Source organism: Bradyrhizobium sp. LA6.1 (assembly GCF_040547805.1).
Taxonomy (GTDB): Bacteria; Pseudomonadota; Alphaproteobacteria; order Rhizobiales; family Xanthobacteraceae; genus Bradyrhizobium; species Bradyrhizobium barranii.
The window spans coordinates 292,603-310,013 of the sequence record NZ_JBEPQK010000008.1 but is presented as its reverse complement, the minus strand read 5'-3'; the positions used below and the strand labels follow the sequence as shown (position 1 = coordinate 310,013).

At 65.1% G+C, this 17,411-nt stretch carries 18 protein-coding genes; 15 read left to right on the top strand and 3 right to left on the bottom strand.

The genetic code is table 11. From position 1 onward, the window contains the following. The 10 genes from ABIB99_RS22290 to ABIB99_RS22245 all read left to right on the top strand — a co-directional run. The coding region (locus ABIB99_RS22290) for a helix-turn-helix transcriptional regulator (RefSeq protein ID WP_354177560.1) at positions 1–352 on the top strand (352 nt) is incomplete at its 5' end. 52 nt (positions 353–404) lie between these two features. Continuing rightward, a complete protein-coding gene (locus tag ABIB99_RS22285; RefSeq protein WP_071915289.1) occupies positions 405–1,355 on the top strand; it encodes a helix-turn-helix transcriptional regulator in 951 nt (316 codons plus the stop codon). Positions 1,356–1,456: 101 nt separating this feature from the next. Further along, positions 1,457–1,750 (top strand): hypothetical protein, encoded by a 294-nt coding sequence (locus tag ABIB99_RS22280; protein ID WP_208086015.1) that lies wholly within the window; start codon positions 1,457–1,459, stop codon positions 1,748–1,750. A 116-nt stretch (positions 1,751–1,866) separates the two neighbouring features. Next, entirely contained in the window at positions 1,867–3,072 is a 1,206-nt protein-coding gene (locus tag ABIB99_RS22275; RefSeq protein WP_354177559.1) for an NAD(P)/FAD-dependent oxidoreductase, read from the top strand. Between the two features lie 79 nt (positions 3,073–3,151). Next, on the top strand, positions 3,152–3,949 hold the full coding sequence (locus ABIB99_RS22270; RefSeq protein ID WP_208089360.1) for an acetoacetate decarboxylase: 798 nt from the start codon (positions 3,152–3,154) through the stop codon (positions 3,947–3,949). Positions 3,950–3,982: 33 nt separating this feature from the next. After that, a complete protein-coding gene (locus tag ABIB99_RS22265; protein ID WP_354117222.1) occupies positions 3,983–5,158 on the top strand; it encodes a DUF3734 domain-containing protein in 1,176 nt (391 codons plus the stop codon). Between the two features lie 32 nt (positions 5,159–5,190). Next, positions 5,191–6,339: an HlyD family secretion protein gene (locus tag ABIB99_RS22260; RefSeq protein ID WP_208086012.1), complete on the top strand. Its 1,149-nt coding sequence runs from the start codon at positions 5,191–5,193 to the stop codon at positions 6,337–6,339. 79 nt (positions 6,340–6,418) lie between these two features. Beyond that, on the top strand, positions 6,419–8,035 hold the full coding sequence (locus ABIB99_RS22255; RefSeq protein WP_354177558.1) for an MDR family MFS transporter: 1,617 nt from the start codon (positions 6,419–6,421) through the stop codon (positions 8,033–8,035). Positions 8,036–8,069: 34 nt separating this feature from the next. Then, positions 8,070–8,852 (top strand): 3-hydroxybutyrate dehydrogenase, encoded by a 783-nt coding sequence (locus ABIB99_RS22250; RefSeq protein ID WP_354177557.1) that lies wholly within the window; start codon positions 8,070–8,072, stop codon positions 8,850–8,852. 48 nt (positions 8,853–8,900) lie between these two features. After that, positions 8,901–9,632: a YoaK family protein gene (locus tag ABIB99_RS22245; RefSeq protein WP_354177556.1), complete on the top strand. Its 732-nt coding sequence runs from the start codon at positions 8,901–8,903 to the stop codon at positions 9,630–9,632. Positions 9,633–9,695: 63 nt separating this feature from the next. On the opposite strand, the gene ABIB99_RS22240 is transcribed toward ABIB99_RS22245, so the two are convergent. From ABIB99_RS22240 to ABIB99_RS22230, 3 genes are all read right to left on the bottom strand, one after another. Continuing rightward, positions 9,696–10,562: a PhzF family phenazine biosynthesis protein gene (locus ABIB99_RS22240; protein WP_354177555.1), complete on the bottom strand. Its 867-nt coding sequence runs from the start codon at positions 10,560–10,562 to the stop codon at positions 9,696–9,698. Positions 10,563–10,631: 69 nt separating this feature from the next. Then, positions 10,632–10,814, bottom strand: a complete 183-nt coding sequence (locus ABIB99_RS22235; protein WP_225004976.1) for a hypothetical protein — start codon at positions 10,812–10,814, stop codon at positions 10,632–10,634. Between the two features lie 23 nt (positions 10,815–10,837). Then, positions 10,838–11,677, bottom strand: a complete 840-nt coding sequence (locus tag ABIB99_RS22230; protein WP_231144518.1) for a helix-turn-helix domain-containing protein — start codon at positions 11,675–11,677, stop codon at positions 10,838–10,840. Positions 11,678–12,129: 452 nt separating this feature from the next. Here ABIB99_RS22230 and ABIB99_RS22225 point away from each other — a divergent pair, with 452 nt between their 5' ends. The 5 genes from ABIB99_RS22225 (at position 12,130) to ABIB99_RS22205 (ending at position 17,411) form a co-directional block, all read left to right on the top strand. Beyond that, positions 12,130–14,007 carry a PAS domain-containing sensor histidine kinase gene (locus tag ABIB99_RS22225; protein ID WP_231144517.1) on the top strand — a complete coding sequence of 626 codons (1,878 nt, stop codon included), beginning with the start codon at positions 12,130–12,132 and terminating at the stop codon, positions 14,005–14,007. After that, on the top strand, positions 14,004–14,675 hold the full coding sequence (locus tag ABIB99_RS22220; RefSeq protein ID WP_063984266.1) for a response regulator transcription factor: 672 nt from the start codon (positions 14,004–14,006) through the stop codon (positions 14,673–14,675). Before ABIB99_RS22225 ends, ABIB99_RS22220 begins: the two co-directional genes overlap by 4 nt. 100 nt (positions 14,676–14,775) lie before the next feature. Further along, positions 14,776–15,156 (top strand): response regulator transcription factor, encoded by a 381-nt coding sequence (locus ABIB99_RS22215; RefSeq protein WP_038955794.1) that lies wholly within the window; start codon positions 14,776–14,778, stop codon positions 15,154–15,156. 153 nt (positions 15,157–15,309) lie between these two features. Further along, complete coding sequence (locus ABIB99_RS22210) at positions 15,310–17,211, top strand: FUSC family protein (protein ID WP_063984267.1); 1,902 nt, start codon at positions 15,310–15,312, stop codon at positions 17,209–17,211. Next, a complete protein-coding gene (locus tag ABIB99_RS22205; protein ID WP_028155834.1) occupies positions 17,208–17,411 on the top strand; it encodes a DUF1656 domain-containing protein in 204 nt (67 codons plus the stop codon). Before ABIB99_RS22210 ends, ABIB99_RS22205 begins: the two co-directional genes overlap by 4 nt.

Here is a 17,411-nt window from a genome sequence, read left to right as displayed (position 1 = left end):
AGCTCCGACGACCCGAGCGCTACCAGCAGAGCACGCCGATCAAAGGGGTCCCTTTTGGATGCCGCTAGGGGGTCCCAGTCGAACGCCGATTGACATCGATGCCCTCGCCTCCGATGCCGGCCTGTCGCGTTTCCACTTCTGCCGCGCATTCAAGGAAAGCACCGGGCTCTCGCCTCACGCCTGGCTGCGCCAATACCGACTCGAGCAGGCCATGAACCTGCTTCGCGATACCGACGCATCGATCGCCCTGGTTGCGGCAGAGCTTGGTTATGCCTCGCAAACGGCCTTCGCCGCGGCGTTCAAGCGATTGAACGGCGAAACGCCGAGCGATTGGCGACGACGCGTGCGTTAGTAGCAATCGCTCCGCCGGTCCCGAAGTGCCTTCCGAACGCGAGACTAGCTCTATGGACAAGCCAATCCTGCACGATCCTTTGGGGGCTCTGCTTGCCGCACCCGGTGCGCGCCACAGCGACTCGCCGAACGTCGAGCGGCGGCGTGCCGATGTGGAGATGGCGCGCATCCTGAAGACCGCGCCGCTGCAGATGGCTTCAGACCCCTCCAATGGCGGCATCGCGCATTGGAAGCACGGCGCTCTGCACGACGTCGTCGAGCCCATGACCGACCACGTCATCATGACGTACCCCACAGGCGTTCAGCGCCTGGAGCGACGCGCCGGAAAATCGGTTGCGATTGGAACGGCCCGTTCCGGAGTCGTGACGATCATCCCGGCTGGTTCGAGCGCCAGATGGGATATTCCCGGTCCTGTCGATGTCGTCCAGCTGTATCTTCCGCACGCAACGCTCGAACGCGTCGCCCGCGAAGCCGACGCGCCCATTCCCGGTGATCTTCTGGAGCGAACCGGGCATCTCGACCCTGTCACATCCGGACTGCTGATGAGCGGGGCGGATGTGTTGGAGGGCAACGCGGTTCTGGATGCACTCTTCAGGCAGCGACTGACCGATATCATCGCCACGCGCATCCTGGCCGCGCACATCGGCGAGCCGACCGCCATCGAGCCGATCATAGGCGGGCTGGCTCCCCAAGCTCTGCGACGCGCGATCGAACGCTTGCGTTCGGACAGCGATTCCGACGTCTCTCTTGCGGCGCTCGCTTCGGACGCCGGCCTGTCTCGCTTCCACTTCTGTCGTGCTTTCAAGGAAAGCACCGGTCTTTCGCCGCATAGCTGGCTGCGCCAGCACCGGCTCGAGCAGGCCATGAACACGCTGCGCGACACCGAAATCCCGATCGCCACGGTGGCGGCTGAGCTTGGCTATGCCTCTCAAACCGCCTTTGCCGCCGCGTTCAGGCGATTGACGGGAGAAACGCCGAGCGATTGGCGACGTCGCATGCGCTAAGCAGCAATCACTCTGCAGGCAGAGCAATCGCTCTGGCGCAACTGCAGGTCCGCTCCGCTAAATGATCAGGGTGCCCTCGATCCAATAGACGGAGACGAACAATGACCTGGAAGAACTTCGCTAGTCCGGTCAAACTCGTGCCGCGACGAAGGATGGCCGCAAGTGCCGTCATGTACGGACTTTCATTGGCCGTTCGCTTCACCTCGGCAACCGGCGAGGAAGTGGAGATACCGGCGCAGTCCGTACACAACGCAAGTCCGGTAATGCCCATCATCGACAGAGATGGCGGCCAGCTTCCGTACGCCGACTGGCGTCCGAACGCCATCGAGCCAATTTTCTTTCGTCACCGCTGGCCGCCGCCGATGGCTTCGATGCCAGGCTGCCCCTCTCCCTGAGAATTCGCGATCTCACTTCACGTCTTCGCGTCATCGGTCTCGACGATCCGCCACGAGAGTGGCGGCGGCGATGACGCGCCCATGCCCGGAAAGCTCAATCCACAGGAGATCATCAAATGCGACTCGTCATTATCGGCGCCGGCTTTGCCGGCATGTACGCCGCACTTTCCGCCGCGCGCCTGCGGGACATTCAGGGCGCTTCGCCCGAACAACTCGAGATCGCGCTTGTTGCACCGGAGCCGACGCTCGTGGTCCGGCCCCGCCTCTACGAAAGCAAGCCCGAGACCCTGACGGCACCTCTGCAAGACGTGTTGAAGGCCATCGACGTCGTCTACGTGCAAGGCAGCGCCGGGACCATCGATACCAAGTCTCGTGCGATCGAGCTCGTCACGGCCGAAGGCACGAAGCAGACTCTCTCCTACGATCGGCTGGTCGTTGCCACCGGCAGCCGGCTTTTCCGACCGAACATCCCCGGCATCGCCGAGCACTCTTTCAGCGTCGACAAGCTCGACGATGCGATTGCGCTGGAGCGGCATCTCCATGATCTGGCCGATCGGCCGGCAAGGAACGGACGCGATACGGTCGTCGTGGCCGGCGGCGGGTTCACCGGTATCGAGACGGCGACGGAGATGCCGGCGCGGCTGCGTGCGGTCCTCGGCAAGAACGCCAAGGCGCGTGTCGTCATCGTCGATCGCAACAGCACGATCGCTCACGATATGGGCGCAGATTCCCGCCCCGTCATTGAGGATGCGCTGCGCAAGCTTGGCGTGGAGACCCGCCTCGGCACCGGTGTCACCTCGCTCGACAAGTCTGGCGTCACGCTTTCCAGCGGCGAACACATCGAAGCGGAGACCGTGATCTGGGCCGCGGGCATGCGCGCCGCTCCTTTGACCGCGCAGATCCCGGCCGAGCGCGACAATCTGAGCCGGCTCCTTGTCGACCGCGACTTGCGCGTGCCTGGTGTCGCCGGCGTCTTTGCCACCGGCGATGCCGCCAAAGCAGCGTGTGACGACGTCGGCAACCACGCGCTGATGTCGTGCCAGCATGCCACGCGAATGGGCGCGTTTGCCGGCAACAATGCCACTGCCGAACTTTTGGGTGTCGCGACCAGGCCTTATCACCAGAAGGCCTACGCCACCTGCCTCGATCTGGGAGAAGCCGGCGCCATCTTCACGCGAGGCTGGGATCGGAAGCTCGAGCTCGTCGGCGACGAGGCGAAGCGGACCAAGCAGCAGATCAATACTGTCTGGATCTATCCGCCCCGACCGGAACGCGCGGCCGCGCTGGCCTCGGCCGATCCGGAGCACGTCGGCGAAGTCTAGCTGCCTCACGCGAAACCGGGCCGCGCCGACCGTGCGCGGGCCCGGCCCGATCACCCCATACCAACCGGAGCCGACCATGATGAAACACGAAACCGTGCGCGCGAGCGCGTTCGCCATGCCGCTGACCAGCCCGGCTTTCCCGCCCGGCCCCTATCGCTTCATCAATCGCGAATACTTCATCATCCAGTACCGGACAGATCCCGAGGCACTGCGCCGGATCGTGCCGGCACCACTCGAAATCACCGAACCTGTGGTGAACTATGAGTTCATCCGAATGCCGGACTCGACCGGATTCGGCGACTACACCGAAAGTGGGCAGGTCATTCCGGTGTCCTATCAGGGCAAGGCCGGCAGCTTCGTCCACCAGATGTTCCTCAACGATCATCCGCCAATTGCGGGCGGGCGCGAGCTCTGGGGCTTTCCCAAGAAGCTGGCGCAGCCGAAGCTTGAGGTCGAGACCGACACCCTGGTTGGCACCTTGAACTACGGCTCGGTCCGCATCGCGACCGGCACGATGGGCTACAAGCACCGGGCCCTGGACGCCGCGGCCGAAGCAAAAAAGCTCGCCGCACCGAATTTCCTGCTCAAGATCATTCCGCATGTCGACGGCACGCCGCGCATCTGCGAGCTGGTGCGCTTCCATCTCGAAGACATCACCGTGAAGGGCGCCTGGACTGGGCCGGCAGCGCTCGACCTGTACTCGCACGCCCTTGCCCCCGTCGCCGAGCTGCCGGTGCTCCAGGTGCTTTCGGCCAAGCATATCGTTGCCGACCTGACACTGGGGCTCGGCACCGTGGTCCACGACTATCTGGCCTCGAGCGAAATTGTGCGGCGGCGCGGATCCTCCGAGACGCTGGTCGACGCGAATGCCGACTGATCGACGTCATCCGTACCATCGGGAGTCCTCAAAATGCTGAACGTGATGCGCGAGCAAACCAATCCTGTGCCGCAGCGGAGCAATTCGCTTCCCTACGATGTCGTCGCCCTGGTGTTGCAAGGCGGCGGCGCACTCGGCGCCTATCAGGCCGGAGTCTATGAAGGCCTGCACGAGGCCGGCATCCGGCCGAACTGGCTGGCCGGCATCTCGATCGGCGCGCTCAACGCCGCGATCATCGCGGGCTCGCCCGAAGGCGAGCGTGTTGCGCGGTTGCGCGAGTTCTGGGAAACCATCTGCGCCTTTTCGATAGAGTGGCCCGCCGGCGAAGGGCTCGCCAACGCCCTGCCCTTTGCGTTCGACATCAACTCGGTACGCAACGCGATGGCGGCGGCGCGGGCCTTGATCCAGGGCCAGCCGGGCTTCTTCAAGCCACGCTTCCCCTCGCCGCTCTGGTCACCGTTCTCGGGCGACTCCGCGACCAGCTTTTACGATACGGCACCCCTGCACCGGACGCTGGAACGGCTCGTCGACTTCGACCGGCTGAACTCGGGCGACGTGCGCGTCAGCGTCGGCGCGGTCAACGTCCGCACCGGCAACCTGACCTATTTTGACACCGCCGAGCGCCGGCTGGGACCGAAGCATTTCATGGCATCGGGTGCGCTGCCGCCGGGCTTCCCCGCCGTCGAGATCGAAGGCGAGCACTATTGGGATGGCGGCGTGGTTTCGAACACGCCTTTATCTCGCGTGCTGTCCGGCGAGCCGTGTGACACGCTGACGTTCCAGATCGATCTCTGGTCGGCCAAGGGCCACGTTCCCCACGACATGATGGAAGTGTCGAGCCGGCAGAAGGACATCCAGTATTCGAGCCGCACACGCGCCGTAACCGACCAGGTGCTGCGGATGCAGAAGATGCGTCAGGCCTTGCAGCGCACGATCGCGAAATTGCCGGACGCCGCCAGGCACGATCCCGAGATCCGCGCCATCGCGGAGATGGCGCGCCATCGTTGCTACAACATCGTGCACCTGATCTATCAGACCAAGATCCACGAGGGCCACTCGAGGGATTACGAGTTCGGGCTGAGCGCGATGCGCGCTCACTGGCAGAGCGGACTGGACGATATCCGCCGCACGCTGGCCGATCCGCGACGCCTGGACCCGCCGGCTCCCGAGCTCGGCATCGTCACCCACGACGTCCATCGCCGCGACTGAATCTCACCGCCCACCTCGTTTCGGAGAATACCATGTCTTCCATTCCCTATGCTCCCGAGCAGGGCGCCAAAACCAGCCTTCGGCCATCCGGGCAGGCGATCAAGCGGGCCGCCCTCGCCTTGGCACTGGCCCTGGGCGTCGCCGCCGCAGCCGAGTTCGGCCACCACTATCTCACCATCGGCCGCTATCTGGAGACCACGGACGACGCCTACGTGAAGGCGGATTCCACGATCATCTCGCCGAAGGTGTCGGGCTATATCGCGCAGGTCCTGGTCGGCGACAACGAGACGGTGAAGGCCGGCCAGTTGCTGGCAAAGATCGACGATCGCGATTTCCGCGCCGCGCTCGACCAGGCCGGCGCCGACGTCGCCGCATCCGACGCCACTGTCCGCAATCTCGATGCACAGCTTGCCCTGCAGCAGCCGATCATCGAGCAAGGCACGGCCGATGTCGCTGCCGCCACGGCCAATCTGAAGTTCGCGCAGGAAGAGCAGGTCCGATACGACGGGCTGATGAAGACGGGCTCCGGCACGGTGCAGCGCGCGCAGCAGACCGATGCGGCGCTGCGCGCCGCCGCCGCGCAATTGCAGCACGCCAAGTCGGGCCTGCTCGCGGCCGAGCGCAAGGTCGACGTGCTCTCCACCGAACGCGCCAGGGCAGTCGCGCAGCGCGACCGCGCCCGTGCGGTCGAGCAGCAGGCGGCGTTGAACCTGTCCTACACCGGCATCATCGCGCCGGTCGACGGCACCGTCGGTGCGCGCTCACTCCGGGTCGGGCAGTTCGTCCAGGCCGGTACGTTGTTGATGGCCGTCGTTCCGCTCGATGCCGTGTACATCGTCGCCAATTTCAAGGAAACCCAGCTCACCCATGTGCGCGGCGGCCAGCCCGTCGAGCTGACCATCGACAGCTTCCGCGGCACCAGACTGCACGGCCATGTCGACAGCCTGTCCCCGGCAAGCGGCCTGGAGTTCGCGCTGCTGCCGCCCGACAACGCGACCGGCAACTTCACCAAGATCGTGCAGCGCATGCCGGTGAAAATCGTCCTCGACGACCGCAGCCTGACCGGCCTGCTCCGTCCCGGCATGTCGACCGAGCCGACCATCAATACCAAATCGGCGGCGATCGCCGAACGCGAAAGCAAGAAGCGCCTCGCATCGCGCCGCCCCGAGCCTCGCAGTTGAATACGCGTCCCTGGCGGTCGTCTCCTCCCGGACAATCCGTTCAGGCAATGCTTCTCTCGCAAGCGACGAGCAGACAACCATGACCACACTGCAACCGGCCATCGATGCCGTGCCCGCCGGCGAAGGCGAGCGGTCCGTCACCACACCGGCCCCGGCGGTCTCCGCCAAGACCTGGATCGCCATCGCCGGCGCCACGCTCGGCGCCTTCATGGCGGTGCTCAACATCCAGATCGTCAACGCTTCGCTGGCTGACATCCAGGGCGCGATCGGGGCCGGTATCGATGATGGCGGCTGGATCTCGACCTCCTACCTGATTGCCGAGATTGTGGTGATTCCGCTGTCCGGCTGGCTGGCGCAGGCGTTCTCGATCCGCATCTATCTCCTGACCAATGCGACGTTGTTCCTGGTGTTCTCGGCGGCCTGCGCGCTGGCGCAAAACCTGTCGCAGATGATCGTGTTGCGCGCCGTGCAGGGCTTTACCGGTGGCGTGCTGATCCCGATGGCGTTCACGCTCATCATCACGCTGCTGCCAAAGGCGAAGCAGCCGATCGGGCTGGCGCTGTTTGCGATCTCCGCGACCTTTGCGCCCGCGATCGGGCCGACCATCGGCGGCTATCTCACCGAGAACTGGGGCTGGCAGTACATCTTCTACGTCAACCTGGTGCCGGGCGCGGTCATGATCGGCTTGCTGTTCGTCTCGCTCGAGTCGCAACCGATGAAGCTGTCGCTGCTGCGCGAGGGCGATTGGGCCGGGATCGCCACCATGGCGATCGGCCTCGCCGCGCTGCAGACCGTGCTCGAGGAAGGCAACAAGGACGACTGGTTCGGCTCGCCGTTCATCGTCAAGCTGTCGATCGTCGCGGCGATCGCGCTGTCGGCCTTCCTGTGGATCGAGCTGGCGGCAAGGAAGCCGCTGCTGAACCTCCGCCTCCTGGCGCGTCGCAATTTCGGCTTCGGTATCCTCGCCAATTTCCTGCTCGGCATCGCGCTCTACGGCTCGGTCTTCATCCTGCCGGTCTATCTATCGCGCATCCAGGGCTACAACGCCGAGCAGATCGGCATGGTGCTGGCTTGGACCGGGCTGCCGCAGCTGTTGCTGATCCCGCTGGTGCCGCAGCTGTTACGGCGCTTCGACGCGCGGCTCATCATCGGCGTCGGCTTTGCGCTGTTCGCAGCATCCAACTTCATGAACATCTCGATGACCAACGACTACGCCACCGACCAGCTCTTCTGGCCGAACGTCGTCCGCGCCTTCGGTCAGGCGCTGGTGTTCGCCCCGCTGTCGGCTGTCGCGACATCGGGCATCGAGGCGGAGAACGCGGGTTCGGCCTCGGGCCTGTTCAACATGATGCGTAACCTCGGCGGCGCCGTTGGCATCGCGCTGCTGCAGACGCTGCTCACCAAGCGCGAGCAATATCACTCCAACGTGCTGACGCAGTCGGTCTCGCTGCTGGAGCAGGCCACGCAAGCCAGGCTCGAGAAGCTGACGCAGTATTTCATGAACCACGGCGTGACCGATCGCATCGACGCCGCTCACCGCGCCTATGTCGCGATCGGCAAGATCGTGCAGAAGCAGGCCTTCATCCTGGCTTTCGGCGACATGTTCTACCTGCTCGGTGTCGCACTGATCGTCGCACTCGCCGCCTCGATGATGCTGAAGAAACCCGGCCAGATCGAGGCCGGCGGCACCCACTAGTCCCCCACCCCACCTGACGTCGAAAGGAACTGCCATGTTGAAGGATAAGGTCGCTATCGTCACCGGATCGACCAGCGGTATCGGGCTCGGAATCGCCAGAGAGTTGGCCAGGCTCCGCGTCAACCTCGTGTTGAACGGCTTCGGCGACCCCGGCGAGATCGAAGCCATCCGCAGCGGGATCGAACGCGAGCACGGCGTGCGCGTGGTCTACGACGGCGCCGATATGTCGAAGGGCGATGCCGTGCGCCGATTGATCGCCGCGACAATCGAGACGTTCGGACGCCTCGACATCCTCGTGAACAATGCCGGCATCCAGTTCACCGCGCCGGTGGAAGAATTTCTGTCGGCCAAGTGGCATGCGATCCTGGACATCAATCTGTCGGCCGCGTTTCACGGCATCGCGGCGGCGGTGCCCCAGATGAAGAAGCAGCGCTGGGGCCGGATCGTCAACATCGCCTCGACCCACGGCCTCGTCGCATCGACGCACAAGGCGGCCTACGTCGCCGCCAAGCACGGGTTGATCGGCCTGACCAAGGTGGTTGGCCTGGAGACCGCCGGCAGCGGCGTGACCTGCAACGCAGTCTGTCCCGGCTGGGTGCGGACGCCCTTGGTCGAAAAGCAGATCAGCGACATCGCCGCACAGAAGAACATCAGCCAAAAGGACGCCGCCGCGACACTCCTGGGCGAGAAACAACCGTCGTCCGAGTTCGTCTCTCCGGAGCAGCTTGGAGGCACCGTGGCCTTCCTGTGTTCGCCCGCGGCGGACCAGATCACGGGCACCGCGATCCCGGTCGATGGCGGATGGACGGCACAGTAGCCCACAGTGAGAGGCCCATGCAGACGGCCAGCATTGGAGTAGCCAAAGATGTCCCTGCTCGCCAGAGACCTCCTCGTGCTGCAAAGGTCCGCGGACTCAGCGGATGACGCTGCGGAGCTGTCGCGCCTGGAGGCGCGGCTGCCACCGCTGCTCAGCATCATCGCCGGAATGGTCGACTTCACCGGCTTCTTCACGCTGGGTCATATCTTCACGGCTCACGTGACCGGCAACATCGTGCTGGCCGCCGTCGTTGCCGTCGATGGTGGCCCGTTTCATTGGGCACAATTGTTGGCGATTCCCGTTTTCATGCTGACCTTGGCGACCGTCTGGCTGATCGCCCAAGCTTCCGGCCGGCACGGTTCGAGCCTGGCGCGACTGTTGCTTCGGGTTCAGTTCCTCGTGCTGGCCGCGCTGTTGATCTTCAGCGTCATCACAAGGCCATCTGCCGATGCGGCTGGATCCCGGGCCGGCGCGGCCGCGATGATCGCCGTGTCGGCCATGGCCTGCCAGTACGCGCTCCTTCGCCTCGCTCTGCCGGGCGCGATCTCGACGGCGGTGATGACCGGCAATCTGGCCAATGCCGTCTTGTCGACGATGGACCTGCTCGCTCCACGCACCCCTCTGCTGCCGCATGATTCAACGCCGCTGGGTCGCTCGCTCCATCGCTTGCTCGGCTTCATCTTCGGCTGTGTCGCCGCCGCGGCGGCCGTTTCAGTGCTGGGAGACTGGGCCTGGTCCCTTCCAGCAGCCTTGTCTGCCGTTGCGATCGCAGTGCGTTAGCGGGTCTGATTCAATATGAGTACCGCAGCCGAAGCGCGGCATGATCGACCAGCAACCTATGGCTTAACCGGCAATCTTGCCTTCCACGCACGTAACGCAAGCGCCGCCAACGCTGATCTCGCCGTCCGCTTCGATCGCCAAGGCGATGCGGCCATCGCGCCCGACGCAGCGCCCCTGCGCCGCCGTGTAGCTCGTCCCGGCCTTGAGGAGACCGCGGTCGCGATGGAACACGGCGATGGCGCCGTTTCCACTGCCGCATACCGGGTCCTCCTCGACGCCGCATGATGGTGCAAAAGAACGCACCTCGATAGCCGCCTCGCCATCAGCGTGACGGCCAAAAAGCGAGAGCCCGGTCACACCGAGCCGCTTCTCGAAGGCAGCCGAGCGCCGGAAGTCTGGGGTCAGCGCGAGCACACTGTCCGCGTCGGCAAGTTGCGCGACGACCCAGACGGCCCCGACATCCACGATCGCTGGAGCCACCTCGCGAACGATCCGATGCCCGATGACTGCCTCCAATTCGTCGACGTCTGCGGCTGAAAGAGCCGTGACCTTCGCCGGCGGCAACGCAAGCGTCAGACGCCGCTCCGCGCCGTCGCCCTCCACGGCAATCCGCACCAGCCCGACACCGCATTCCTGGACGAGACGACCGCCCCGGGGCATCACGCGGCCCGCCTCCAACACCGCATGGGCGCTGCCGAGCGTCGGATGCCCGGCAAACGGCAGTTCGCTGCGGGGGGTAAAAATGCGCAGGCGGTAGTCCGCCTCGGAACTCGTGGGCGGCAAGAGAAATGTCGTTTCCGACAGGTTCGTCCAGCGGGCAATTGCCTGCATTTCGGCCGTCGCCAGCCCCTCAGCATCAAGGACGACTGCGACGGGGTTTCCCAGGAAGGGTTTGGAGGAGAAGGCGTCGACGACTTTGTAGGCTCTCATGACTCTCGCTCTGCGGTTTGCCATCGCAGTGTTAACGCTTGACCTGCCCCGCTTGTAAAGGGCTCGAGGCTATCGCGCGATAACCGTGACGATGGTTCGGCAGAAATCGAAAATGAACCGGCCATAGAGAGCGCCGGATCCCGGATCTGACGATGCCAGGCGATAGGAGTTGCCGAGAGCACGGGCGATCTCCAGCACGCCCGTGACTTCATGCTGCGTCATCGCCAGGTGAATGCCGGCCAGCGGCAGCATCAGGGCCTCAATGCCAACACTGCTCATGACGGCCCAACTTCGGCGCGAGGCAGCGGCAGGAATTGCGCAAGGTAGGCGCTCCTCCATTGATAAGGCGTATCGCCGGCGAAACGCTTGAATACCGTCGTGAAATGCGCCTGGGTCTGGAATCCGACGGTCAAGGCAACGTCGACCAGCGAGACGTCGGCGCGCCTCAGCAGTTCCTGGGCGCGTTCGATCCGCCGCTTCAGCAGAAAGTCGTGTGGCCGCATGCCGACGGCCGCGCGGAACTGCGCGGCAAAGTGCATGCGGCTGAGGCCGGCGACCGCCGCCAGATGCTGCAAGGTGATCTTGCCAGCCAAATTCTCGTCGACATATTGCAGCACGCGCTTGAGGCGCCATTTCTGTAACGACCGCACAGACCGGCACCGCTCGTCGGCCTGATCGGTCTCGTTGCGCGCGACGGCCGTCGGCCGGCTGGCTCTGCGGGTCAGGATGGCAAGACGCAAGGCGTCCGCAAGGATGGCGGAGTGAGGATGATGGGCCGCTTCGGTTGCCGCGAGCGCATCGGAGAGGCTTCGCATCACCGGGTCCGGGAACTCGCCTGCACCGGCCTCCCGATCGGTCTCGACCGAGGCACGCGCGAGGCGTTTCGCCGATACCCTGAAGCTGGGCCCGTCGCCGGCGCATCTCCGCACGCCCGGCGGGGGCGTCTCGATGGCCAGGGCAACATCGAGGTGAACGAGGGACAGCGTCATCGCCTTTTCGCCGGCGCGATCCGGACGTTCCGCAAGCCCGGACTGGCAACCATCGATGGCGGAGACGCCGATCGAGCCGACGACATGATCCTTCGCGCCTAGCGGGTGTGACATCTGTAGCGACATCGTCGAACTCCTTGTCCCATTTTCGATCCGGCGAGACCCAATGGCTCGTCCGAATGTGGGAGCAGAGTAGTTCGGCGGTCCCCGCGCTCCATTCTACGCGCGGGTGCACCGGATAGGTTCTCGGGTTGATCGCGTCATACCTAGGTATGACCGCGGCGTCGCCGGCCGCACGGGCGTCCCGTTCGCCGCGATGGCGGAACTGATCTCGCCCTGCGGTAAGTTGACGCGCTCGCCAATGGTCGGAAACTCACGCAAAACCCCGTTTTTGCCGGGGAATGTGCCTCATCGGCACGCGCGCGGGATCAAACCGCGGCAACGTCTTTCAAGAGAGCACGAAAATCATGTTGCCGCATGTTGTCGGCCCGATCAAATCGCGGCATCAACGTGACCGAAAATGAGCAGAGCGACCACCAGCGACGATGACCAGTCTTGATCGGGCCACGGGTTCATCGATGAGCCGCGCCGGCTTGCGCTTCTGGTCTGCCGTCCTCGCTTTCGCGGTTTTCCTGGTCGATGTGCTGACGCCGCTCGAGGGCGCGGTCGCGGTTCTCTACGTGGTTGCGATCCTGCTCGCGGCGAGGACGCACCGGCTTAACGACATCATCGCCGCCGCTGTCGGCTGCAGCGTCCTGACCATAACCGCCTATCTACTGTCGCACGATCTGGAGGCGATCGCCTCGCCTGCCCTTCGTGCGCTGGTGAGCCTCGCAGCCATCGGAATCACGACCTTGCTGGCGCTCCAGAATCAGGCGGCGACGAAGCGCCTCGCGGCGCAGGCGCGCCTGCTCAATCTCTCGCATGACATGATCTTCGTCAGGGATCGCGGCGGCGTGATCAGTTTCTGGAACAGGGCCGCGGAACAGGCCTACGGCTGGTCGGCCGACGAGGCGGTCGGGCAACTCGCCGACGCGCTGCTGAGAACCAAATATCCCGACCGGCGAGAGGCCATCGAGGCCGGCCTGCTCGACATCGGCCGATGGGAAGGCAGGCTGGAGCAGCGGACGAAGGCCGGCGGCGCACTCACCGTCGATGCAAGATGGGCGCTCCAGCACGACCATCTCGGCAAACCCGTTGGAGTCCTTGAAACCCACACCGACGTCACGGACCGCGTCGCGGCACATAACGCGCTGGTGCAGAGCGAGCAGCGATACCGCCGGATGTTCGACGCAAGCCGGGTCGGCGTCGTCGAGGAGGATTGGAGCGCAGTGCGGACCGCGCTGAATTCGCTGGAGACCGGAGGCGCCACGTTGCGGGACTACCTTGCACGAAATCCTGAATTCGTGCGGCATGCCCGCCAGCTCACCAGAATCTCCGACGTCAATCCGGCCCTCCAGAAGATGGCGGGAGCAAGCGGCTCTGCGGCCTTCATCGCGAACGTGGACAGGCTTCTGGGGGAGAACGACCGCAGTTTCCTCGGCGCGCTGGTCGCATTCGCGGAAGGAGAGCGGTTCCACGAAGGCGAGACCGATCTCGTGAGCCTCGACGGACGCAAGGTTCCCGTCCTGTTTACGATCACCTTTCCGGCTGAGCCCGACGGAGATCGCAACGTGCTCGCCTTCGTCATCGACATCACCGAACGCAAGCAGGCACAGGATGCGCTGCTCGCGGCGCAGGCGGAGCTGGCGCATGCCGCGCGCGTCGCCACCCTCGGCGAGCTCAGCGCGTCCATTGCCCACGAGGTGAATCAGCCTCTGGCAGCGATCGTCACCAGCGGCGAGGCCGGCTTGCGGTGGCTGCGCCGCGACGTGCCCGATCTCAAGGAAGTTGCGACGACGATCGGTCACGTCGTTGCTCAGGGCCGCCGCGCCAGCGAGATCGTGACCCGCATCCGGACTTTCCTGAAGAAGGCCCCTACCCAGCAGGATCTGCTGCAGATCGACGAGATCATCGAGGAAGCGACCCTCCTGGTCGCGCGCGAGCTCGTCAAGGACGACGTCACCCTCATCGTCAAGACGGAGCATGGCCTGCCGCCGGTTCGCGGCGACCGGATCCAGCTTCAGCAGGTCCTGGTCAATCTTCTGATCAATGCCGGCCAGGCCATGTCAGGCCGGCCGGGTTCCCGCACCGTCACGTTGCGCGCCGGAACCGTCGATGGTGAAAATCTCGCCATCACGGTCGAGGACAGCGGCCCGGGCATCCAGCCTGACGACCTGCCGCACCTGTTTGATCCGTTCTTCACCACCAAGGGAGGCGGCATGGGCATGGGACTTGCGATCTGCCGAACGACGGTGGAAGCTCACGGCGGCCGATTGTCCGTGGAGAGCTCTCCGGGCTCGGGCGCGACATTCCACCTGACACTGCCATTTAGCCAAGAACACGCCTTGCCATGACACGACCAAACCAAGTGCAACCGCCGGCCCAATCCTCCAGTGCAGTCGTCATCATCGTTGATGACGACGCGAGCATTCGTGCCTCGCTCGACAGCCTGTTCCGATCCGTCGGCCTCGAGACACGCCTGTTCGGCTCACCGGCCGAGCTGCTTGGCGGCGTCATGCCCGACAAACCGGCCTGCATCGTGCTGGACGTCCGGCTCCCGGGCGTGAGCGGCCTCGATCTCCAGGGGCAACTGACCCGCCAGGGCATCAGATATCCGATCATCTTCATGACCGGTCATGGGGACATTCCAATGTCGGTGCGCGCCATGAAGGCTGGCGCCGTGGATTTCCTGTCCAAGCCGTTTCGCGATCAGGACATGCTCGACGCCGTGACGGCAGCGCTCGAGCGCGATGCGCAGCGCCGCGCGGAAGCCGCGACGAAGGAGGATATCCGCATCCAATATGAGAGCCTGACGGCGCGCGAGCGCGAGGTGATGGGCCATGTGACCGCCGGCTTGATGAACAAGCAGGTGGCAGGCCTGATCGGCCTCAGCGAGATCACCGTCAAGATCCACCGCGGCAACGTCATGCGCAAGATGGAGGTCCGCTCGCTGGCCGACCTCGTTCGCAAGGCCGAAGCGCTCGGGATTTCCCAGAACCGAAAGACTACGGACCAAACCTGAGTATAATTCCGGCGGGACTGCCGCACGGTGCATAAGGCCCCATCGGCCGCCCAATGGGAGATATCCTCCCTGCGGAACACAGCGGTCAGGATGTGTGCCAATGGCCAAAACCCCGGTGATTGCGATCGTGGACGACGACGAAGGCGTGCGCGCGTCGCTGGCGAGCCTCGTGCGTTCGCTCGGCTATGAAGCCCACGCCTACGAGTCCGGCGTCGCCTTCCTGCGGGAACCGGCGGGAGAAGATCCGGCCTGCATGATCGCCGACGTTCAGATGCCGGTCATTACCGGCGATGAATTGCAGGCGCGCCTGGTTGCCTCCGGCCGCCATTTCCCGATCATTTTCATGACCGCTTTCCCCAGCGAACCCGTGCGCCAGCGCGTCATGGCGGCTGGCGCGCATTGCTATCTCGGCAAGCCGTCCAGCGGCGACGAGATCATCCGCCGCCTCGAAGAGGCCCTGGCGGGCCACGCGCCGCAATAGTCGGGCCCCCGGCTCGGGCAAACTGCGCCTTCCCGGCGTGCGTTCCCGAAAGCAGGTTGATGGACCGAAAATACCGCCGGCACAGCTCATGCTCCCCTTTGATTTCGCGACGCCGGCAGGCCGCACGCTTTGCCGCGCATGGAGGGAGCATAATTGCCAGGGGACGCCACCAGCGCTGCCGACGACATCCGCCCGCGGGTCTTCGCCGGCTTTCCGGTGAGTTCCTGGGCATTCGCGCTGCGCGTCCTGCTGGCAATGCTCCTCGCACTCTATGTGAGCTTCTGGCTCGAACTCGAATCCCCCTCGTCGGCAGCCGTCACCGTGGCAATCCTGGCGCTGCCCACGCGCGCGCAGGGCATGGAAAAGGCGGGCTATCGGCTGCTCGCAACCGCCATCGGCGTGATCGCATCGATCGCCATCGCCGGCACCTTTTCCCAAACCGGCGCGCTTCTGCCCGCAGTGTTGGGGATCTGGGTCGGACTTTGCGTCTACGTCGCCGGGATGCTGGACGGCAATCGCGCTTATGCGGCGGCTCTCAGCTGCATCACCGTTGCCCTGATTGCCATTCAGCAGATCGACAGCCCGTTGCAGGTGTTTCCGACCGGCGTCGCCCGGGGCGCCGCCATCGCCATCGGCGTCCTCGCAGTCGCTCTGGTCAACGAGGTGCTCGCCGCGCCTGACTATCATCCGGTTCTGGCGAGCCGTCTCGAAACACTGCATCGCCGGGTCACGGAGTTCGCGCAACGCGCCGTCCGCGGTGAAGCTTCATCCGCGACCGCTGCTGCGGACATGTTGCGCGATGTCGCGGCCCTGCATCCGGAGATCGCGAGCCTCGTCACGGAGTCGATCAGCGGCCCGGCCAGAACCGCAGCCGCACGCTCCGCGATGGTGGGCCTCGTGAGCGAGCTCGCGCACGCCCGTACGCTTGCCGCGCTGCCGGCCGCATCCGCGACGTCCCGGGACGACCGAAACCCCGACGCCTCCGGCCTGATCGCGATCTGCCGGACCCATCTGCGCGATCAGATCATCCGCAGGAATGCAGACGTGCGCGACAGCCTCGAGGCGCTGCGGGCCGGAAACCATCCACTCCGGCAATGGCGCGCGCCGCTTTACCGCTCGCCTCGCATTGCAGCGGCAGCCGGCGTCAGGGCCGCGATCCACTTCATCCTCATTGCAATCATCTTCGTGATGGCGGGATGGCCGACCACCGCGCTCTGCCTCTCGCTTGCCGCAGTGATCATCGGCCTCAGCGCGACGGCTCCGGATCCGCGCGCCTTCACGACACTGGCGGTTTTTGCCATGCCGATCGCATGCCTGCTCGCCGGCGTCCTGAAATACCTCGTCTTCAACGGCGTATCCGAGTTCCAACTGCTGGCGATCGGCCTTGCGCCTCTCGTGATCGGCGCAGCGCTGCTGATCACGCGGCCGAGCGGCGTCCTGCCGCCGCTCGGCCGGCTCTCCCTCGTGTTCACGCTTGTCATTCTCGCACCGAGCAATCCGCAGAGCTACGACCCCGACGTATTCCTTGTGACGTGTCTGTTTGCCCAGCTTTCCTCGGTTCTGGTCTTCGCGGCGCAGCTCCTGCTGCCGTCCTTGTCCGGCGAACGAAGGATCCGGCTGCTGCTGGACGAGGCCCATCGCGAGCTGAGCCGCCTCGATTCCGGGCGAGCCCGGCATCTCGCGCCGGAGGAAGCCGCGTTTCGCGATGCCGCCCGGATCGAGCAGATCCTGACGACGAACGGCGCCACGGCACCTCCCCCTCGGGTCGTCGCGGAAGCGCTGCGCTGCTTCGACGAGGCCGTGGTGCTGCGACGGTGCCATGCCGAACTGGACCGCCTGGCCGAGACCTCACTCGGCAACGCGGTGCGCGCCGCGCGAGCCGCGCTCACCCTACGCGATGGAGGCGCAATCCTGACTGCCGCCGAGGCGCTGCGCCAGACGGCTGCCCAAAGCAACCTGTCCGTCGAGCCGGTGCTCGCCGCGCTCGTTCCGGCCAGCATCGTCCTCGAACCATGGCGGAGTTTCGCCGGTTCCGGCCAGGGGACGCATCCGTGACGAATACTTATCGTGAACTCGTCGTGGGCGGCGTGCTGATCGCCCCGATCGTGTCCTATGCGGCCACGGCGCTGCTCGCATTCCTGCTGCTCCGCCCGGTGCTGCGCTTCGTGGGATTTACAAGAATCTTCAGCAACCCGTCGCTGGCCGAGCTCTGCCTCTACGTGTCGATCTTCGGCCTGCTCGCGCTCTTTTGCTAG